Below are 21,538 nucleotides of genomic sequence, written 5' to 3'. Positions count from 1 at the left end.
ATAATTAGCGTATGTTTTGCTTTTGTTAAATTAACTAATTGGATCTGATTCCAGTTTCTTCTTGTAAACCCATATACTTATTATAAAATAAATAAGTACTTGTATCCAAAGGGTTATATATTCTGGTCTGATATCCGCCATACTGGCTCCCATAGAATTCAATTTCACAAAAGCAAGTGTGCCTGGTGCAGCCGGAAGAATGTAATGTGCAGCTTTCCAATACCAGGGCATTAGTTCCATCGGATAGGAAACCCCGGAAAGAAATATTAATCCTACAGAGAAGAAGGCGATCATGAGTAGGGGAGCTTCTGAATCCGTAAAATACCTGGAAGCTGCCAACCCCAGAAAAGAGGTCGCCATCAGGTATGGAATCAATAATAATACAATGTATAGTCCGTTTCCAATATTAGGGATACTGAAAAAGTGGGGGAGCAAGCCTAATAGAAAGAAAGCAAAGATAGCATAAAGAGCACAGTATACGGACGTTTTTCCCGCCACTATACGAATGGCAACTCCCCAGCCATATCCAAAAGGAGTGTAAGCGCGGATTCCTCTGTTGCTATGTTCTTCTCCGGTCACCATACCAATAACCATCAATAAAGTCTGGAAGATTATAATCATCATAACTGCGGGAATAAGATAAGAGCCATAGCCTTCCGTATAATTGTAAAGTGCAGTTCCTTCTACATGGATCGGTTTTGCCATAGCTACGGCAAGCAATCCTTGTGGTGGAAGAAATACCGCTTCATCCGACCTGTATTTGTCATTAATAGCCAGCATAACACGCGATGAAGCCCCCTGCAAAGCTTCGAAATACAGGAAAGCATCCGTAGTTGCATAAAGAGAAAATACGGCTTCATCTCCCCGAAACACTCGCTTCTCAAAATCATGAGGCAGATAGAGTATTCCCTGTACTTTGCCTTCTTTCATCCATTCTTTTGCTTCGTGATAATCCATCGCCTGGCTATAAATCTCTGCTTGGGGGGTAGCATCCAGCCAACGGATAAAATCACGACTCAATTCACTATGCGAATTATCGACTACGGCAACAGGAACATCGGTTACAATATTCGGTGCATACATATAATTGTAGAGTAATCCGTAGACAAAGATTCCTCCCATCAACACAAGCAGAACTGCATAACTGGTACTGATAGCTAGAAATTCACGACGAATGATGAATGATAACTGTTGTAACTTACTTAATGTTTTCATACTTATGACTTTCTATAGCTCGTTTTAAATGGGGAAGCAACAATAGGGCCAACAACGGAAAGATACAGAGTATCACAGCCGACGGCCAAAGATGGATAAAACCACCGCCTCCATAGAGCATGGTTTGCATCATTTCCGTAAAATGGCGGACAGGAAACAAATAGGAAGCATCCCTCACCAACGGATACATATTGGGAACCGGAAAGGTCACCCCGGACAAGGTAGCCCCCAGAGAACCTACCATAGAGACTACGCTTATCACCAACGAAATTGCCGGAAACAGCGAGAATAAAAACAGCCCTAAAGCCTGCGTCGCAATGATGAAAAGCACGGTCATGATATTCATTAACCACCAACTCCCTTGAAAAGGGATATGCAGAATACCGAACATGACATAATTAGCTAACCACCCTATCAATATATATATAATGGTATAAGGCAATAACTTACCCAAAACAGCAGTTACTATATTGCCTTTAGCAGTCGTCAACCAATCATTTGCTGTACGGAACTTAATTTCAATACCGACCGTATAGACAGTAATCAACAAGATCAAGACTTGAAACAAAACAAAGAAAAAGGGCTGACTCAAATATACCGAATAATCTAAACTTGGATTATATATCGGATGGTTATTAGCCTGCACAGGTAATAAAAAGGTGGTAATCTGATTCTGTTCTACTCCGAGAGCTACGGCTTGCATCACCACAGGGGAAAGAGCCACCGGAGCTAATGATGTTTCGAATGCCGCCATCAACTCACCGCCTACCGACAATAATGCATAGTGATAATAGTAGGAGAGTGTTGCATTTTTTCCGGTGATAGCATCTTGCTCAAATTGGGGAGGTATGGAAAGATAACCATAAATCTCTTTCTTTTGTACAGATTCACGGGCAGCCGCTTCATCTGCAAAATGCTTTGTCACTTTAAAAGTCGGTACGGCAGAGATATTCCTGGCAATAGCCCGGGAAGTAGCAGTGTTATCCTGATCGACAATACCGATAGGAATATTTTCCATCTGTCCGTTGCCAAAAATCGTAGCCATAAAGAAAAGGGTGAACAACGGCAAAACAATGCAGACGCCAAAATAAAGGCGCCGCGAAGTCATTCGCTGCCATTCTCTTAACAATACGGAACAAAAAGGGGAGTATGTTTGTGATTCATCCATTCGCTGGTTTATTTGATGTCAATTAGTCTAAAGTCAATAGCACGGACATACCGGGACGCAAGTCATCCACTTTTTGAGTCGGACGCGCATGAATCTCAAATGTACGTAAGTCATAACTTCCGGTCTGCTTGGTTGATTTCCAGGTCGCAAAACTGCCTAACGGACTTATATAATAGATTTTGAACTCTATATTTTCTTTACCGATGGCGGGTACATCTGCAACGAATGTTCCGTCCATTTTAAACTGTGGCATCAGATCTTCCCGTACGTTAAGAACGACATGTATATCATCCATAACCACCAGGTTCATAATGGGAGTTCCCGGCGCAACCAATTCTCCGCGTTTAGGAAAGATTGTTGCTATCTGTCCGCTTTCCGGAGCTGTCAACCGGGAGTCAACCAATAAAGCCGAAATTTCATCCACCGTGCTTCGTGCAGCATCCACCATACTGGCAGCTGATGCTTTATCTTCTTTCTGTGCACCGTCTACAGCCATCTGATACTGCTCGTATGCAGCACGTTCGGCTGCTACAGCCGCTTTATACATCGCTTCTACTTCATCCTTCCTTTGAGAAGTGACAACACTGTCTTTATATAAAGTGAGAATACGGTTGTAGGTTGTTTGAGCGAGAGTTAGGTCGCTCTTCGTTTTATTCCACAACTGCAATGCAGTAGCCACAATCTGACGACGGGTTCCGGCATCAATTTTCTTGTTTTGCTGTACCGCTACTTGTTCCAATGCATTCACTTGTTGATACTTGGCATATACTTCAGGGCTATTAATAACGACAAGAGTATCTCCTTGGTGTACCCAATCGCCTTCCTGAACGAAGAAAGTATCGATACGACCGGGAAGTTTTCCACTGATACGGATTTCTGTTGCTTCAGCCTGTCCTTGCAGAACTAGCTGTTGTTTATGCATTAGTATAACTCCTAAGCCGGTAAAAATACCGACCGCCAAAAGGATGATAACAAAAGCCCATGATAGGGTTTTACTAGTTGGTTTCATTATTTGTTACGGTTTAGGTTGATAGTTTACAAATTGTTCTGGTGTGCCACAAAGCGAGAGTAGATTTATAAGTGCCACATCATATTCATAATACGCTGCCAAACGAGCTACTCTTACACTGGCAAGCATGGTTTCAGCATCAATAACCTCGGTAGAGGTTGCCATCCCTTCTGTGAAAGATTTCTTTCGGATACGAACCAGTTCTTCGCTTAAAGCAATTGTTGCATTTAGAGCTTTTACATTATCCTGTGCCTTTTCCAACTGCGTATAAAGTTTATCTACACCAACAGCCAAATCGTCGCGAGCCTTCATCTGTCCCAAAGCCAGTGTTTGTTCCGTCAATTTCGATTGCCGTACTTTCTTCTCCCGATCCAGTCCGTCAAAGAGATTCCATGTAAAACCAATACCTATCATGGTACGTGGCAACAAATTACTCTGAATACCATGCGAATACAAGGTCTGTTTTCCGAAAAGGGCTATATTCGGCAGATACCCGCTTTGAGCAATCCGTACTTCTTGTTTGGCAATATGTTGCTGTAACTGTAATTGATTGAGCGTATAGTTTCCACTGTTTACAGAAAGATCAAAAAGCATTTTAGGCGGTAGTGAGTCATTCATAAAAAGGGGAGAGGTAGGAATGATATTAGCATCTGTATCCTTTTTATTCAGCAAGACTTTTAAAGCACTTTGCACTACTGTTTCTTCTTTCCGCGCAGCTTCCAATGCACGTTTGGCTTCGTCCATATTTACTTGGGCAAAAAGTCTGCCTGCTTTGTCAATCATTCCTGCTGCCTCTAATTTCAAGGCATTTTCATAATGTTTCTTCAATCCGTTATAAGTTTCTTCACGAACAGTTACTATTTGTTGTGCCAGCCGAAGCCCATAATAACTTTCAACCAACAGGTTTTGCTGGTTGGCCGACACCTGTGCTCGGCTTTCTCGTGCCAAGTCGACCATCGTTCTTCCGATATTGGTGGCACGAAAACGTTTACCACCGGAAAAGAGCACCCACTCGGCTGATAAATCAACAGTAGTCAGGTTTCTGGGAGTCAGGGGAAACACTAGTGTGTTTGCTCCAATTTGATCTAGTATGGATGAAATGACCTGATCATCCGGAATAATGGAATGTACAAAGTCTTTAGCCGGATCAGTAAACTGCGATAGGGGCTGTTTTACTTCAATCTTCTCCGACATGTGCACAAACGCACCCGTAGACTGAAGACTGGGATACCAGAAAGCATTCAGTTTATCACGTTCAGCCTTCGCAATCTCAATACTCTTATCTGCAATTTTCAAACTCTGATTTCCCTGATTCAGCAGATGCAGTGATTCTTCAAAACTTAATGGTGTCTGTGCATCTATCTGACTGATGGAGAAATACAAAGTCAATAGTATAAAAAGTCGCTTATTTTTTTTCATACTGGTTAGGTTATATCTGATTTCGAGATATTCTAACAGATGAAAAGAGAGGTTTGTTCACGCTCTTTCAGTTCCGGTCCTTTTTTCATCAAAACAAAAGAGTAAAAGCAACTTTGACATTACTTTTTTCTTTCATTAAAATTTCTGTGATTTTATTTGAGATATAAAAATTATGTTTACCTTTGCATCACCGTTTCATAAGGCTTTTAAGTCGGGAAACACAGTAAATATGCGGTAATAGCTCAGTTGGTAGAGCACTAGCTTCCCAAGCTGGGGGTCGCGAGTTCGAGCCTCGTTTACCGCTCTTTTGAAAATCAGACAGTTAACTTAAATACACTGCCTGATTTTTTTATTTCCAAGCCCCTTTTCTATTGAAATACATATTATAGAGGAAAAGAAACAAAACATGACTTTAGAAAATTAATGCATGAAGAATAGGGCAATTCATGCATTTTTCGTATTTTTGCACCCTGTTTTAACACTCAAGAAAACTTTAAATAGAAAAATATAATGGCAAAAGAACTGAAAGACCTTACCAAACGTAGTGAAAACTACTCACAGTGGTACAACGATTTGGTGGTAAAAGCTGACTTGGCAGAACAGTCTGCTGTGCGCGGATGTATGGTGATTAAGCCTTACGGATACGCCATCTGGGAAAAAATGCAACGTCAATTGGATGATATGTTCAAAGAAACAGGACATGTAAACGCATACTTCCCGTTATTAATCCCGAAATCATTCTTAAGCCGCGAAGCTGAACACGTAGAAGGTTTTGCTAAAGAGTGTGCCGTTGTAACGCATTATCGCTTGAAGAATGCAGAAGACGGTTCAGGAGTTGTAGTAGATCCTGCAGCTAAATTGGAAGAGGAATTAATTATCCGCCCGACATCAGAAACAATCATCTGGAATACTTATAAGAATTGGATTCAGTCATATCGTGACCTGCCTATTCTCTGCAACCAATGGGCTAACGTTTTCCGTTGGGAAATGCGCACACGCCTTTTCCTGCGTACTGCTGAATTTCTGTGGCAAGAAGGCCATACTGCTCATGCTACTCGTGAGGAAGCAGAAGAAGAAGCAATCAGAATGCTGAATGTATATGGTGAATTTGCAGAAAAATATATGGCCGTTCCTGTTGTAAAGGGAGTAAAATCAGCCAACGAACGTTTTGCCGGTGCACTTGATACTTATACAATTGAAGCCATGATGCAGGATGGAAAAGCGTTGCAAAGTGGTACCTCCCACTTCCTGGGACAAAACTTTGCAAAGGCATTCGATGTTCAATTTGTTAATAAAGAAAACAAGTTGGAGTATGTTTGGGCTACTTCATGGGGCGTTTCTACCCGTTTGATGGGTGCATTGATTATGACTCACTCGGATGATAACGGATTGGTATTACCTCCGCATTTGGCTCCTATTCAGGTAGTGATCGTTCCTATCTATAAGAATGACGAACAACTGAAACAAATCGATGCTAAAGTAGAAGGCATTGTAGCGAAACTGAAAGCATTAGGTATCTCTGTTAAATATGACAATGCAGATAATAAACGTCCGGGCTTTAAATTCGCCGACTATGAATTGAAAGGTGTACCTGTTCGTTTGGTTATGGGTGGTCGCGACCTTGAAAACAACACCATGGAAGTGATGCGCCGTGATACACTGGAAAAAGAAACAGTTACTTGTGAAGGCATTGAAACGTATGTTCAAAACTTGCTGGAAGAAATGCAGGCTAATATCTACAAGAAAGCATTGGACTACCGTAACTCCAAGATTACAACAGTAGATACTTACGACGAATTTAAAGAAAAAATCGAAGAAGGTGGATTTATTCTGGCTCATTGGGACGGAACCACTGAAACGGAAGAAAAGATTAAGGAAGAAACCAAAGCAACCATTCGTTGTATTCCGTTCGATTCATTTGTTCCGGGAGACAAGGAACCGGGTAAATGTATGGTAACAGGCAAACCATCTGCTTGCCGCGTGATATTTGCACGTTCTTATTAAATAGAAATCACACATAATTATAAAAAGGATGGAAACGATTCAATCGCTTTCATCCTTTTCTTTTTCCTTCCATATTATATTATTTGTGACCTGTCCAAATAGTTCATAGGACATTCAATGGTTATTTCAAACTCTTTTTTCAATCCATTTCAGTTTTATTTCAGAAATATCCCTTTTCTTTGTAGCTGTAAAAAAGAAAGGAGACAAAGTTATGAAGATATTGATTGTAGAAGACGAACCCTCTTTGAGAGAACTGATTCAATGTTCACTTGAAAAAGAACGTTACGTTGTGGAAACAGCCAGTGACTTTAATTCTGCTCTACGCAAAGTTGAAGACTACGACTATGATTGTATCTTATTGGACATCATGCTACCGGACGGAAGCGGACTTGATCTTCTTGAACGGCTGAAAGCTCTCCATAAACGGGAGAACGTAATTATTATTTCCGCAAAGGACTCCTTGGAAGACAAAGTTTTGGGACTGGAACTGGGAGCGGATGATTATTTACCGAAGCCATTTCATTTGGTTGAACTAAATGCACGAATTAAAAGCGTGATTCGCCGTCATCAGCATGACGGAGAAATTGATATCCGCCAAGGTAATGTACGAATAGAACCGGATAAATATCGTGTATTTGTCAACGATCAAGAAGTGGAGCTAAATAGAAAAGAGTATGACATCCTGTTATATTTTATCAATCGTCCCGGAAGATTAATCAATAAAAACACTTTGGCCGAATCAGTATGGGGAGATCATATTGACCAGGTTGATAATTTTGACTTCATATATGCACAGATTAAGAATCTTCGCAAAAAGCTCAAAGATTCGGGTGCAAACATTGAAATCAAAGCGGTCTATGGGTTTGGGTATAAAATGGTAGTAGAATAAAAAAAGAAAGAGAATATTGTCCATGAAATTAATATATTACATCATTCTTCGTATTACGCTTGCTTTGACCTTCATACTGACGGTCTGGGCTATCTTTTTTTATGTTACGATGATTGATGAAGTCAACGATGAAGTGGATGACGCTCTGGAAGATTATTCGGAAACCATCATTATCCGGGCATTGGCAGGAGAGGAGCTACCTTCTAAAACCAACGGCTCCAACAATCAATATTATATGATGGAAGTAAGCAAAGAATATGCAGAAAGCCGGGAGGATATTCAATATAAAGACTCTATGGTATATATTGAAGAAAAAGAGGAAACCGAACCGGCACGTATTCTTACTACTATCTTTAAAGACGATGAAGGACGATACCACGAACTGACAGTATCAACTCCCAGCATTGAAAAAGATGATTTGAGAGATGCCATCCAAGTATGGATTATATTTTTGTATGTAGCTCTGTTATTCTGCATTATTATCATTTCCGTATGGGTGTTCTATCGGAATATGCGACCGCTCTATGTGCTTCTTCATTGGCTGGACGGTTATCAAACAGGAAAAAAGAATAAGCCGTTGAGTAACGAAACCCAAATCACGGAATTCCGAAAATTAAATGAGGCTGCTATTCGTTATGTAGAACGTACGGAGCAGATGTTCGAACAACAAAAACAATTTATCGGAAATGCTTCACATGAGATACAAACTCCACTTGCTATCTGCCGTAACCGATTGGAAATGTTGATGGAAGATGATTCGTTATCAGAAAAACAACTGGAAGAACTGATGAAAACTCACCAGACTTTAGAATACATCACTAAATTAAACAAATCTCTACTATTGCTTACCAAAATTGACAATGGCCAGTTTACAGATACCAAGCAATTGGAACTAAATGGACTTCTCAAACAATATCTGCAAGATTACGAAGAAGTTTACGACTATCGTAACATAGAAGTAACTATCGATGAACAGGACATTTTCAATGTGACAATGAACGAATCTCTGGCTGTTGCTTTACTCACGAATCTCCTAAAAAATGCATTTGTACATAACATTGACGAGGGACATATCCGGATCACTGTTACCAAAAACAGTATTACTTTCCGAAATTCAGGAGTAGAAAATCCGTTGGATAAGGAACATATCTTCGAACGTTTCTATCAAGGAACTAAAAAGGAAGGATCTACAGGTCTGGGACTAGCAATAGCCGATTCTATCTGTCGTTTGCAACACTTGAGTATAAGATATTACTTCGAACAGAAAGAGCACTGCTTCGAGATTTCCAGACAATAATTTTTTATTCAGAAACCACAAAGGACACGGAGTAAAAAGTGAATAACTTGTCGGTAATCATCATCCGATCTATCAGCTGTATTCATTTAACTTATTTCTCTGTGTCCTTTGCGTCTTTTATGGTGAGTTAGTTATCGGGATCGTATTTCTCTCCTCATAAACATGATATAAGAGATAGCGAAACAGATAACTGTTGCTGCAATCAGTCCCGTCAGTTGCGGCCATACGACTAAAAGACTTTGTCCCAACGGGAGCGGACTGGGAATAGCTCCCTGCACCTGTTCCATAGTCAATGGTCCCAAACTTCTAACAGAAGGCATCAATAATGTAGTGGTAGCTTCATTAAACAATTCACTCGGTGCCAAACGCATTAATCCCAAAATAAACTTTTGATAACTGATAATCTGATAAGGCGACGCCATCTGTGACGGACTCAAACCTTTTGCCACCAAATTAACAATCATGGTATAGAATACGCTAAAGAACAACCAAACAGCCACCGATGCCAATGCAGAAGTCGCTGCCTGACGAAAACGAAGTGAAAACAAAATAGCTAAATTCAGCCAAAATGCTACATAAAAGATACTGGTAATGATGAAGAAAACAATTCGCCAAAACTCTTCTGCTGTAGGAGGAATGCCAATGGCAATCAATCCACAGCCCATTACCAAAAAGCCCAATACAAACAGCATAATACCTATTACAATTAGAGCAGCCACAAACTTCGCGTTGATAATGCAATCACGATGAATAGGCTGGGACAGCATACGGCTCAATGTTCCTTTATTTTGTTCGGAATTGACTGCGTCAAATCCTAAGGCGATTCCTAATAAAGGTCCTAAGAAGTTAATAAACAATACAAAAGAGGGGAGAGTCCCATCTGAAACCGTAAACAACTTCAAAAATAAAAACGAGCCGTCCGGATCATTAGGCTTGATAGCTTCACCAATATTTGTGAGTGCTGTATATAGCGATCCCATGCAGGTAAGCGCTATAATACCTATTAATATAATGAACCGCCAACTTTTGACATGGTCGGAAATTTCCTTGTTGACGATCACCCAAAAAGGATGATTGACTTTATTCATGTCTTTCTCCTCCTTCCTCAAAATAATGGTTATAAATATCAGACAATTCCTGTTTCTTGTCTTTCAGTTCTGCCATATCGATCAACGCAAGTAATTGGCCATTACTAAACAAACCAACACGGTCGCACACTTTCTGTACCTGATCCAAGTGATGGGAAGAGAAAAGTACAGTCAACCCCTCTTCCTTACTCAACCAGCGAATCAGTTCGATAAACTCCTGAACACCGGCCGGGTCAATTCCTGAAGTCGGTTCATCGAGAATAATAATCTCCGGATTTTTAATAAGCACATCAGCCAATCCCAACCGCTGTCTCATACCACGAGAATATTTTCCGGTCTTTTTGGTTAACTGTTCTTCAAGGCCTACCCGCTTCATCAGTTCCATAGCTTTGGTTTTCGCCTCCTTATCAGGAATACCATTTAATCGCGCTGTATAGATCAAGTTCTCCGGTCCTGTCATATCATCATAAAATCCTACATCTTCAGGCAAATAACCTATCCTCCTTTTTACTTCAATAGGATGAGTGGTAGAATTTATTCCACAGATTTCAACTGTTCCCGAAGTAGGCTCCGTCAACCCTAGCATCATTAAGATAGTAGTTGATTTTCCGGCACCATTCGGTCCCAGCAATCCGAAGATTTCCCCTTTCCGGATATTCAGGCGAATATGATCTACAGCAGTGAAATTACCATATTGTTTGGTCAAATCGGTAAGTACGATCACTTGTTCGCCCATCATTTACCTCCTTCCATATTTACGGAACAGATAGTAAACCACACCGATAGTAGCAATGATGATAAGCACACCTACCCATCCCCATATCATCGGAGTTTTTACCGCAATTCTGAACTGCGCGTCGGCATTTACTTCAGGAGTTTTGGCCATGATAGTAGTCACATAGTCCCCGGGCAGCGCTTTTTTAGAAGCTTTCAAAGTAGCCATTACCGTTGATGTCTCTCCAGCCTTTAATGCGTCAACCTTTGAAGGTTCAAAAGTAACTTCCCAGTCTGCAGGTTTATTGGCAGACAACTGAATGTCTTTCAGTAATGAAGAACCAGTGTTTCTTACTTCCAGCTCTATTTTTTTCACATCACCAGCTGTGACATCTGTGCTCAATAACCCGCGAGGAGTAGTCAGTTCCATTTGATAAGAACCGGTGACAACTACTTCCAGTTCCAATTCGGCAGAAGTTGTACCTGTAGCAGCACGTACCGGAATTTTATAGCTACCGGCTTCTACATTGGCAGGAGGGGTAATATCTATACTTACATTTTGTGTACTGTTTGCCTCTACTTGTGCAGAAGTGGCTTGTTTGTAGTTCGGTTTAAAAACGACATTCCACCCTCTGGGGGCATTAGCCATCAAAGCATATAGTTGCTGATCGGCGGTCTGATTCTTTAAAGTAGCACTGAAAGTGAAGGTTGATTTCGAATTTCCCTGCATATTGGGCTGGTCAGTAGTAAATTCGGTTTGGTACGTTCCTTTTTGAGCAACCACCACATCCAAGGGAAGTTTAGCGTTTCCGGCATATACCACAAAATGATAATTGCCTTTATTCACTTTTAATGGAACTTCGACTTTTAAATTAAAAGTCTTTTTCTCTTTGGGAAGTACCGACAACTGGCTAAGACTCCAGCCACCGGATTTCATTTCGTGTTTCCAACTGGAGGACAATCCACTAACAGAAAGATTCGCATTCGTCAATTGGTCCGTGTTGTTGATAAGATCAATACTGTAATCAATTGACGCTCCGGGCGATACGGAGATTTTTGTGTAAGGTGTGTACAGAATCACGCTTTTCGGTATTGAATCATTGGCGTGTGTGTAACTCATGGGAATAACCCCCAATAGAATAGCTAATAATAAAAAATAATTTGTTCTCATAGTCATAAAAAAGTTCTTATGGTTATTTAATATGAATATCGTCAAATTCGTGTGTGCAAAAATAAACGATGTGTATATTAGTAGTTTTAAAAGAATCCTAAAGAATCTAATTTCAGGAAGAAATTATAGTGACGCTATCCTTATGGGATGGTGACGGTATCCTTTATAGATAGTGACGCTATGTTAACAGGATAGCGTCACTATATTTTTGTGAGATTTTTTTTCGATAATTCTCAAAATTCCCAAATCTTTTCAGATTCTCCTTTCATCTTTGCAATGTGAAATTAATAATAGTAGTAAAAACCAATATTTAAAAAACAACGATTATGAAAAAGTTAGTATTCTTATTAGTATGTCTTTTTACTTTGCAAACAGTAGCTCGTGCAGATGACGACAAACCTATTCAGGTAACTCAAATGCCACAACAGGCACAGCAGTTTATCAAACAGCATTTTGCCGACAGCAAAGTAGCATTAGCCAAAATGGAAAGTGATTTCTTCTATAAAAGTTATGAAGTGATTTTCACTAATGGCGATAAAGTAGAATTTGATAACAAAGGAAACTGGGAAGAAGTGAATTGCAAATATAGCGCGGTACCTACAGCTATTATCCCTGCAACAATTCAAAAATATGTAACGACCAATTATCCCGATGCTAAAATCCTGAAAATAGAGAGGGATAAAAAAGATTATGAAGTAAAACTGTCCAACCGTACGGAATTGAAATTCGACTTGAAATTTAATTTGATTGATATTGACTTCTAAACCTTTAAAAATAGAACAAAGATGAAACTAAAGATTTATACACTCTTACTGGCACTTTGCGTTACATGGAGCCTACAAAGTTGTGATAACGACGACGATAATTCAATTGCTGTTCCTACCGAACTTCAAAACGCATTTTCATCTAAATACCCTAATGCTGCAAATGTGAAATGGGAAACTAAGTCCGGATATTATGTAGCAGATTTCTATGATGGATATAAAGCATCTGCATGGTTTACCCAAGATGGAAAATGGCAAATGACGGAAACGGACATTCCTTACAGTGCATTACCGCAAGCTGTGAAAACTTCTTTTGAAAAGAGTGAATATGCTTCGTGGAAACAAGATGATGTAGACAAATTGGAGCGAACAGGCGTTGAGACTATTTTCGTAATTGAAGTCGAAAATCAGAATCAGGAGATAGACTTATATTATTCTGCGGACGGAACTCTGATTAAAAGTATCGTAGACACTGATGATGATAACACCGGTCATCTTCCCGTTCAATTGACTGAAGCAATGAGAAACTTCATTAATGGAAAATATCCGAATGCCAAAATCATGGAAATAGATGTAGAAGATGATAGAAATGACTGGGATTTCGGATATACGGAAGTGGATATCATTCATAACGGAATATCAAAAGATGTTTTGTTCGATCAGACCGGAGATTGGCATTCTACTTCATGGGAAGTACGTCAAAATGAACTGCCCGAAGCTGTCAAAAATACGATTAATAATCAATATGGAGAATATCGTTTTGACGAAGCGAAACGTATTGAAAAAGCAGATGGCACCATCTATTATCGGATCGAACTGGAAAAAATGAATGTAGATCTTGAAGTAAATATCAATGAAGACGGCATTGTCATCCCATAAAAAAGGATGCACATGCTCCTGATTACATAATTCTCACATATAATGAACGATGACATATCCGCCTGGAATCATGTCATCGTTTATTATATGTTTATTGTTGTTGCGAATGATTTCTCTTTACTGCCGATTTGGCTGTTTTATCAGTGATACTGTCCGTCTGTTGCGGTTTCACCATTTCCGCTTCTTCCCGTTTGCGCTTATTACGCAACCGCCATTTATTCCAAAAATATAGATCACTCCATTTATTGAAGTCCTTCTTATACATGATACCTACTCCCTGTGTAGTCAAATTCGTTTTTGTATAATAGCGGTCATTCGTCTCATTATAAGCCTTCAAACGGATATCTCCCGAACGGGTAATCAACCATTCTGCTTCAAAGTCTCCTACAAAGTTAGTATTAGCCATCGGATTATCCCGATAACCGAAGTTTCCGTTTATCAATAAACGATTATTCAATAATTGTCCCGATAGAATACCTTCTACTTCCATATCCGTCCAACCTTTATCACCCGTACTCAAATTCGTACCTATATTCCAGTTATTTGTTTCAAAGACTTGTGAAAGTGCATTGTTCAACTGGCCGGAGAGGGTAGATGAGAGCACCGAAGACATCACATTCGAATTTTGATTATTATTCCGTGCATCTTCCGTATAAAACTTACCAATACCCAGCAGGTAAAGGATCTGCATATTCATCTGCTCTTCCGTACTGATATAGTTACGTACCAATGTTTGTATTTCATCCCTTTCATTTGGAAGCTCTATGCCCAGCTTGATAGTCGGACGTACCAGCATACCACTTAAATTCATGATACAATTTACACGTACATTGGGTTGTTGGATAATAGCCGAAGCATCCGGTATCAAGTCATTCAAGGAAGCAGAATTCACTGTATATGAAGCTTGTATATCCATGTTAGCATCCAGAGGTGCTCCATTGAACGTTATTGTGCTTCCATCCTTGATTATAAAGTCCTTACGGATTACTTCCTGCAAGCTGAATTTATATACTCCCTGATTAATTCGATAATTACCAAACATCTTCACATCACCCTTATTATAAAATTCCGTTCGAATATTTCCCGTACCTTTTCCGCTGATATAGTCTCCGGCAATAGGGTCCATGATAATTCGCATGGTGGCATCGGGAGTTGCATCCACCAGAATATTCAAACGGATATCCGTTTTCTGCTCTTCTTCTGCCTGACGTTTTTGCTGTATTTGTTCATAATATGAGATTACCTGAATAGAATCCTGAATAGTACGACGGGGTGTTTTATCTACAAACTTAATAAACTGATTACTGGTAGCCGATGCTACACTGCCATTAATATAAGTAAAGGTAGTATTTCGGTTAGTTGTCATAGCCACGTTTACGTCCAACCCTTGTGTGGCATTTCCGGCAAGTAATACATTTCCGGTACCGTATACCGTACCATAGAAAGGCATATCTGCCGATTCCTTCGTATTCATCACAAGCATATTATTTGCCTGTATCTCAAAACGATAGTTTAAGTTCTTAAAATGCTGGAAATGCAAATATCCGTCCATTCTTCCCGAATGTCCTTCCATGTCGGATATATGTATATTATTAAATGTCAATCCGGTAGGAGCCAGATGAATCGTGTCTTTTACAGCAAAATGTGTGTTCAGAATATCAAACTTCATGGAAGCGTCTGTCATAACCGCACCATCCAAATTCAATCCTTTGAATTTTCCATAGAAATGTACTTTTCCCGTCCCACGTCCTTTAATATCATTGGCAATAGACTTCATATAATGTTCGAGGAATTTTAAGTTCAATTCATTTGCTTCAATATTTAAATCAAGTCCGCTCTCGGGTTTCAATGGATAAATAATACCTGTGACACGTGACGGAGAAGGGGATATGTCCTGAATGGATGCATCCAACCGGATACCTCTATTTTCGTTATCCCACTCACCATAAATATCCAAATCACCCAAGCGACCCTGATTAAGTGAAAAGTTCTTTATATATAAACGGGTATTCATAATAGGTTTCTTTAGCACTCCGCTTGCATAAGCTGTTCCCGTTGCATCACCTTCAAAATTCACATCGTCGGATATGCTTGCAATATCAAATACATATCCCATATTTATATCTTTTAAATCAACCTTTACAGTATCTTTAGGATTCTCGGAGAGCCGGCCGTTAATACGTACATATCTATCCTGATGGCTAAAGTAGAAGTTATTCACATCCACCCTGCCTGAATCGACCACCACTTGTGAAGCATGTATCTTCCAAAGAGTATCGTTTAAAATAACATCAGTAGGTTTTACATCCACCATCGCTTTCAACAATGGTTTTTCCCCGCTTGTACGTAGAAATTTGGCAACGGCAGCCAATTGCCCGCTATATGTCACTGCAGCATTATTCCCCCAATTCAATGTCGTACTGACATTATCATCTTTAGCTTGTGCATCCAAGGATAGATTGACTGCCCCTTTCTTTTTCAAAGAAGTCAAACGAACCTGTGCACGAATATGATCTGCAGGATTCTCGCACAGAATCATGCCCGACTCAATAAAGTTATTTTTATATTGCAGACGGGGAAAATATCCTTCTACACGCAAGCGTTGTAAGGCATCATTGAAATATCCCTTCAATGTGGAATGAGTGTACACTGTCAACGGTATATCAAAGATTGTAGATAAAATGTCCGTATTATATATATGTACGTCAAACAGAAAATTGTTATGTGTTTCAATCGGCTTCTTGGGAGGTAATATCAAAGACGGCACATACTTCCGCATAATATTCAGAATACTGGCAGGTAATGTGTGATACTGGAATTTACCTTCTATACTTGCTTTCAGGAATTCAGAAGTCAATCTTAGTTGGTTCTCGCCGTTCTGTTTGGTAGCCCGGATATTCATATTCTGCATAAAATATGCTTTATACAGAGCTGTAAATTCCAAACTATCCACATTGATTTCTCCAATCATCTCATCCACTGATCCACCTGTGAAATTAGCTTTCAGTTTTAAAGAGAACTCCGCATCTGGGTATTTAGTCGTAAGATTCAAATCATGTGGACGTACTTTGTTGACTACTGCAAGAAAATTAAAAGTAGGCACTTTAGACGTAACATTTACATCTCCATTTAGATATATCGATCCATTAGGGTCATCCAACGCCACTTTACCATTAAATCCACCTTGTTTGTATTCTCCATCCAATGTGATATTTTCATATCTATATCTGCTATAATCTACCGAAGCGATCAATCCTTTCAATTCCACAGCTGGCAATTGCCCGGTAATGTGCCGCCCATGTACATCCAGATTGAAAGTGATTTCTTCCAACTTCTCATTATCCAATAATTTACCTAGCTGGAAATCTTCAGTTTTGACAGCACCGGAATATGCAAACAGTCCTTTAGCCTTGTCAGAACTCAATTTTAAGTCGGTTTTTACATTTCCAAGACTCGTTTGTAATTGCCCGTAAGTAACTAGGTCCGTAAAGTATCCTGAAATCTCTCCCTGAAAACTTACATTTCCCAAACGTTCGAGAAGCGGAGGAACTCCATTATAATTGTGACTCAAATTACGCACTAAGAAGCCGACTCCACGAGTATTGGCCGAAAGCTCGGAAAGTGTTCCATATACATACGCATCTTGTGGACGCGACAAGTCCTGAAGCGACACATCCCCTCGCAAACGAAACTGGCGGTCGTCGGCCGTAATTTCCAAATGCGAACAAGTCAACTGGTCCACAGTTCCCTTCACCTCCATATCCAATGTCACCGGTTCCTTGAAATGCGATAGGATAGGAACAAAAGGAGAAATATCTTTTAGAGTAACTTGCGACGGCAAAGTACGGAAAGAGAAATGCACTTGTTCTGTAAAACGGTCAAAAGCTTTCAAACTATCATACTCTAAATGAATGGTATCCAGCTTAAGAGATGTTTCGGGCAACTCTATAGTAAAATTATCAATGTTTGTCTGCTTGTCATTGGCAACCAGTTTCAAACTCATTTTTTTCAAAGAAAAGCCGGATGCCTTTTCATCAAGGCTCAATCGCTTGATTCCTAAATTCAAAGAGTCCTTACTTAAGGCTTTCAGCGATATATTGGCTATGATATTTTGAAGCTGAATATGCTTGGCGTTAAATTTTCCCGGTGTTTCCTGTTCCGATAACACATGATAGGACATCCTTCCACGACGAATCAGGATGGAGTTAATTCGTAAATCAAGTGAACTTTCTCTCTTTACTGTATCTTTGGAAGCAAAAGCATCCAAAACAAATTTAAAATTAGGAGGAGACTCCGGAGTCTCTTTCCGGAGATCGATATTAAATCCGAAGAGCTGAACACTGCTAATAGATATCTTTCCTTTAAAGAAAGGCATAATATCAAACTTGGCGGATAAACGAGTGACTTTGAGCATTTCCTGACCACTTTGATCGTCAAGCAATACATCATCAATAATAATACGGTTCAATAGACCGATATTAATTCTACCAATCACTACCTTTGTGTTTAAAACTTCGGAAAGTTCTTTAGCCACAAATACACTCATTGTTTGCTGAATGCTTGGTATATTCAGCAAAACAATAGTCCCGATATATACTCCCAGTACAATACCAACTACCCAGCGTACAGTCTTTTTCAGCGTTCTGATATGCGATAACTTTTATTTTGCGAACAAAAATATAAAATAGTTCGTTACGAATCGTAGTTTTATGATTACTTTTGCACCGTTTAATAGTTTAAATACTTATGAGTGCAATAATTTTAGGAATTGAATCCTCCTGTGACGATACGTCGGCAGCCGTAATCAAGGATGGTTATTTGCTGTCAAATGTGGTATCAAGTCAAGCCGTACATGAAGCATACGGTGGAGTAGTACCCGAGTTGGCTTCACGGGCACACCAACAAAACATCGTACCGGTAGTACATGAAGCATTAAAACGTGCCGGTGTCACCAAAGAAGAGTTGAGCGCAGTAGCTTTCACTCGTGGTCCAGGATTGATGGGATCTTTGCTTGTCGGAGTCTCCTTTGCAAAAGGATTTGCTCGTTCCTTAAACATTCCAATGATTGACGTTAATCACTTGACCGGACATGTTTTAGCACATTTTATTAAAGCAGAAGGAGAGGAAGAAAGACAGCCCGCTTTCCCATTTCTTTGCTTGCTGGTATCCGGAGGAAATTCACAAATCATACTGGTAAAAGCCTATAATGATATGGAGATCCTCGGACAGACTATTGACGATGCAGCAGGTGAAGCAATTGATAAATGTTCTAAAGTGATGGGACTTGGCTATCCGGGTGGGCCAATCATTGACAAATTAGCACGCCAGGGAAATCCGAAAGCTTTTACATTTAGCAAACCGCATATTCCCGGTTTAGATTACAGTTTCAGCGGATTGAAAACTTCCTTTTTATATTCATTACGCGACTGGCTAAAAGATGATCCGGATTTTATAGAGCACCATAAAGTGGATCTTGCAGCATCATTGGAAGCTACTGTAGTGGACATTCTGATGGATAAATTACGGAAAGCTGCCAAAGAATATAAAATTAATGAAATAGCAGTAGCCGGAGGAGTTTCCGCAAATAACGGATTACGCAATGCTTTCCAAGAACACGCTGAGAAATATGGTTGGAATATTTTCATCCCTAAATTCAGTTATACTACCGATAATGCAGCAATGATTGCCATTACCGGATATTTCAAATACCTGGATAAGGATTTTTGCTCTATTGATCTTCCGGCTTATTCCCGTGTGACATTATAATAAGTATACCTTATATATAATAGGATAAAACTAAGAAGTATGTTTGCCGAAATAATAACCATTGGCGATGAACTGCTGATAGGACAGGTTGTCGATACTAATTCTGCCTGGATGGGGCAGGAATTAAATAAAATAGGTATTGAGGTTCTTCGTATTGTTTCAATCCGTGACCGGGAAGAAGAAATCATGGAAGCGATTGATAATGCGATGGAAAGGGTGAATATTGTTTTAGTAACCGGAGGACTCGGACCTACCAAAGACGATATTACCAAACAGACCTTATGTAAATACTTCCATACGGAACTGGTTTTTAACGAAGAAGTATTCGAAAACGTAAAACGGGTACTGGCAGGAAAAATACCAATGAATGCACTCAATAAAAGCCAGGCAATGGTCCCGAAAGATTGTATGGTAATAAATAACCCTGTGGGAAGTGCTTCTGTCAGTTGGTTCGAGAGGGATGGCAAGGTACTTGTTTCCATGCCGGGCGTTCCACAAGAGATGATTGCTGTGATGACAGAAAGCGTGTTACCTAAGCTGCACGATAGGTTTCAAACGGATGTTATTATGCATCAAACATTTCTCGTACAGCACTATCCGGAATCTGTATTAGCCGAAAAGTTAGAATCGTGGGAGAACGCTTTACCGGAATGCATTAAATTGGCATATCTACCCAAACTTGGCATTATTCGTCTTAGACTGACAGGACGAGGACAAAACAGAGAAGAAGTAAAAGTTCTTCTTGAACGTGAAAAGTTAAAATTAGAGGAAATACTTGGTGAAGATATTTTCAGTGAAGAAGATACATCATTGGAGGTTATAGTCGGTGAGCTTTTAAAAAAGAAGAAATTGACCGTTTCCACCGCAGAAAGTTGTACCGGGGGCAGTATTGCCGCACGGTTGACTTCCATCGCCGGCAGTTCTGAATATTTTAATGGAAGTATAGTGGCCTACTCTAATGAAGTGAAAATGGGGCTTTTGCACGTTTCCTCCGAAACTTTGGAACAATATGGAGCTGTCAGTGAGGAAACTGTGATTGAAATGGTAAAAGGTGCGATGAAAGCATTAAAAACAGATTGCGCTGTTGCTACTTCAGGGATAGCAGGCCCTGGAGGTGGTACTCCGGAAAAGCCGGTGGGAACTGTTTGGATAGCTGCTGGTTATAAAAACGAAATTCATACTTACAAGCAAGAAACAAACCGCGGAAGAAGCATGAACATTGAAAGAGCTGGCAATAATGCCCTATTAATGCTCCGTGATTTACTCAAATAAAGAAAAAATAGGTGCCTGAAAGTGAATTATTTTAAGAAATTCTTGTTTTATACGGATAAAAGTGCTTACTTTGCGTCCTGTTTGAAATAAGTATAGATATAAAACTATAAAAATAAGATAGAAATGTCGAAGATTTGTCAAATTACCGGAAAGAAAGCCATGATTGGCAACAATGTTTCACACTCAAAGAGAAGAACTAAAAGAACCTTTGATTTGAACTTGTTTAACAAAAAGTTCTATTATGTAGAACAGGATTGTTGGATCAGCCTTAGCCTTTGCGCTAACGGGTTGCGTATTATCAACAAAAAAGGACTGGATGCTGCGCTGACTGAAGCAGTGGCTAAAGGTTATTGTGATTGGAAAAGCATTAAAGTAATCGGCTAAACGTAGAGGAGAAAACTTACAATGGCAAAGAAAGCAAAAGGTAACAGAGTACAAGTGATTCTGGAATGTACAGAACACAAAGACAGTGGAATGCCGGGAACATCTCGTTATATCACAACTAAGAATAGAAAGAATACTACAGAAAGACTTGAGTTGAAAAAATACAACCCAATTCTGAAGAGAGTAACAGTACACAAGGAAATTAAATAATAAAAGTAGTATAACCCATGGCAAAGAAAACAGTAGCAAGTTTGCACGAAGGTTCAAAAGAAGGTCGTGCTTATACCAAGGTTATCAAAATGGTAAAATCTCCGAAAACTGGAGCATACGTTTTTGATGAACAAATGGTTCCGAACGAAAAAGTACAAGACTTTTTCAAAAAATAATCGAAATAGCATATACGCTATAACTGCAAAATCCTCTCGTTGGTGAACAATGAGGGGATTTTTTATTGCTTCTTTTTTTTACTTTTCCAATCCTTTGTTATATCTTTGTAGCA

At 39.6% G+C, this 21,538-nt stretch carries 18 protein-coding genes and 1 tRNA gene; 11 read left to right on the top strand and 8 right to left on the bottom strand.

What is annotated here, in order from left to right:
• Positions 1–30: 30 nt before the first annotated feature.
• From HMPREF9009_RS17390 to HMPREF9009_RS17375, 4 genes are read right to left on the bottom strand one after another with little or no spacing between them, the layout of a single operon-like run.
• Positions 31–1,215, bottom strand: a complete 1,185-nt coding sequence (locus tag HMPREF9009_RS17390; protein WP_008640280.1) for an ABC transporter permease — start codon at positions 1,213–1,215, stop codon at positions 31–33.
• A complete protein-coding gene (locus HMPREF9009_RS17385; RefSeq protein WP_008640279.1) occupies positions 1,199–2,383 on the bottom strand; it encodes an ABC transporter permease in 1,185 nt (394 codons plus the stop codon). Before HMPREF9009_RS17385 ends, HMPREF9009_RS17390 begins: the two co-directional genes overlap by 17 nt.
• 22 nt (positions 2,384–2,405) lie before the next feature.
• Positions 2,406–3,392, bottom strand: coding sequence for an HlyD family secretion protein (locus HMPREF9009_RS17380; RefSeq protein ID WP_049702837.1), 987 nt, complete (start codon positions 3,390–3,392; stop codon positions 2,406–2,408).
• A gap of 6 nt (positions 3,393–3,398) precedes the next feature.
• Complete coding sequence (locus HMPREF9009_RS17375) at positions 3,399–4,811, bottom strand: TolC family protein (protein WP_049702836.1); 1,413 nt, start codon at positions 4,809–4,811, stop codon at positions 3,399–3,401.
• A 231-nt stretch (positions 4,812–5,042) separates the two neighbouring features.
• Here HMPREF9009_RS17375 and HMPREF9009_RS17370 point away from each other — a divergent pair.
• From HMPREF9009_RS17370 to HMPREF9009_RS17355, 4 genes are all read left to right on the top strand, one after another.
• A tRNA-Gly gene (locus tag HMPREF9009_RS17370) sits at positions 5,043–5,115 on the top strand.
• Between the two features lie 206 nt (positions 5,116–5,321).
• Positions 5,322–6,815 carry a proline--tRNA ligase gene (proS, locus tag HMPREF9009_RS17365; protein ID WP_007752799.1) on the top strand — a complete coding sequence of 498 codons (1,494 nt, stop codon included), beginning with the start codon at positions 5,322–5,324 and terminating at the stop codon, positions 6,813–6,815.
• Between the two features lie 211 nt (positions 6,816–7,026).
• Positions 7,027–7,704: a response regulator transcription factor gene (locus HMPREF9009_RS17360; RefSeq protein WP_007752797.1), complete on the top strand. Its 678-nt coding sequence runs from the start codon at positions 7,027–7,029 to the stop codon at positions 7,702–7,704.
• Between the two features lie 22 nt (positions 7,705–7,726).
• Complete coding sequence (locus tag HMPREF9009_RS17355; RefSeq protein WP_049702835.1) at positions 7,727–9,001, top strand: sensor histidine kinase; 1,275 nt, start codon at positions 7,727–7,729, stop codon at positions 8,999–9,001.
• A 131-nt stretch (positions 9,002–9,132) separates the two neighbouring features.
• Here the strand turns inward: HMPREF9009_RS17355 and HMPREF9009_RS17350 are convergent, their stop codons facing one another.
• Genes HMPREF9009_RS17350 through HMPREF9009_RS17340 form a run of 3 tightly spaced genes read right to left on the bottom strand, consistent with a single transcriptional unit; the run spans position 9,133 to position 11,980 of the window.
• Entirely contained in the window at positions 9,133–10,089 is a 957-nt protein-coding gene (locus tag HMPREF9009_RS17350; RefSeq protein ID WP_007752792.1) for an ABC transporter permease, read from the bottom strand.
• Entirely contained in the window at positions 10,082–10,825 is a 744-nt protein-coding gene (locus tag HMPREF9009_RS17345; protein WP_004314352.1) for an ABC transporter ATP-binding protein, read from the bottom strand. Before HMPREF9009_RS17345 ends, HMPREF9009_RS17350 begins: the two co-directional genes overlap by 8 nt.
• A gap of 3 nt (positions 10,826–10,828) precedes the next feature.
• Positions 10,829–11,980: a COG1470 family protein gene (locus tag HMPREF9009_RS17340; RefSeq protein ID WP_049702834.1), complete on the bottom strand. Its 1,152-nt coding sequence runs from the start codon at positions 11,978–11,980 to the stop codon at positions 10,829–10,831.
• Between the two features lie 320 nt (positions 11,981–12,300).
• Here HMPREF9009_RS17340 and HMPREF9009_RS17335 point away from each other — a divergent pair, with 320 nt between their 5' ends.
• Both HMPREF9009_RS17335 and HMPREF9009_RS17330 read left to right on the top strand, forming a co-directional pair.
• Positions 12,301–12,738: a PepSY-like domain-containing protein gene (locus tag HMPREF9009_RS17335; RefSeq protein ID WP_015531103.1), complete on the top strand. Its 438-nt coding sequence runs from the start codon at positions 12,301–12,303 to the stop codon at positions 12,736–12,738.
• A gap of 21 nt (positions 12,739–12,759) precedes the next feature.
• Positions 12,760–13,617 carry a PepSY-like domain-containing protein gene (locus HMPREF9009_RS17330; protein WP_049702833.1) on the top strand — a complete coding sequence of 286 codons (858 nt, stop codon included), beginning with the start codon at positions 12,760–12,762 and terminating at the stop codon, positions 13,615–13,617.
• Positions 13,618–13,708: 91 nt separating this feature from the next.
• Here HMPREF9009_RS17330 and HMPREF9009_RS17325 read toward each other — a convergent pair whose 3' ends face one another.
• Positions 13,709–18,163 carry a translocation/assembly module TamB domain-containing protein gene (locus HMPREF9009_RS17325; RefSeq protein ID WP_049702832.1) on the bottom strand — a complete coding sequence of 1,485 codons (4,455 nt, stop codon included), beginning with the start codon at positions 18,161–18,163 and terminating at the stop codon, positions 13,709–13,711.
• Between the two features lie 200 nt (positions 18,164–18,363).
• On the opposite strand from HMPREF9009_RS17325, the gene tsaD reads away from it, so the two are divergent.
• The 5 genes from tsaD (at position 18,364) to HMPREF9009_RS25365 (ending at position 21,425) form a co-directional block, all read left to right on the top strand.
• Positions 18,364–19,383: a tRNA (adenosine(37)-N6)-threonylcarbamoyltransferase complex transferase subunit TsaD gene (gene tsaD, locus HMPREF9009_RS17320; RefSeq protein ID WP_004314357.1), complete on the top strand. Its 1,020-nt coding sequence runs from the start codon at positions 18,364–18,366 to the stop codon at positions 19,381–19,383.
• A 39-nt stretch (positions 19,384–19,422) separates the two neighbouring features.
• The gene (locus HMPREF9009_RS17315; RefSeq protein WP_049702831.1) at positions 19,423–20,655 is read left to right on the top strand and encodes a competence/damage-inducible protein A; all 1,233 of its coding nucleotides are present in this window, start codon (positions 19,423–19,425) and stop codon (positions 20,653–20,655) included.
• 123 nt (positions 20,656–20,778) lie between these two features.
• Complete coding sequence (gene rpmB / locus HMPREF9009_RS17310; RefSeq protein WP_004314359.1) at positions 20,779–21,039, top strand: 50S ribosomal protein L28; 261 nt, start codon at positions 20,779–20,781, stop codon at positions 21,037–21,039.
• Between the two features lie 21 nt (positions 21,040–21,060).
• Entirely contained in the window at positions 21,061–21,249 is a 189-nt protein-coding gene (gene rpmG, locus HMPREF9009_RS17305) for a 50S ribosomal protein L33 (protein WP_002560155.1), read from the top strand.
• Between the two features lie 17 nt (positions 21,250–21,266).
• Entirely contained in the window at positions 21,267–21,425 is a 159-nt protein-coding gene (locus tag HMPREF9009_RS25365; protein WP_004295982.1) for a DUF4295 domain-containing protein, read from the top strand.
• Positions 21,426–21,538 lie beyond the last annotated feature (113 nt).

The organism is Bacteroides sp. 3_1_13, from assembly GCF_001185845.1.
GTDB classification, from domain to species: Bacteria; Bacteroidota; Bacteroidia; order Bacteroidales; family Bacteroidaceae; genus Bacteroides; species Bacteroides xylanisolvens.
This window is presented reverse-complemented; position numbering and strand designations above follow the sequence as displayed.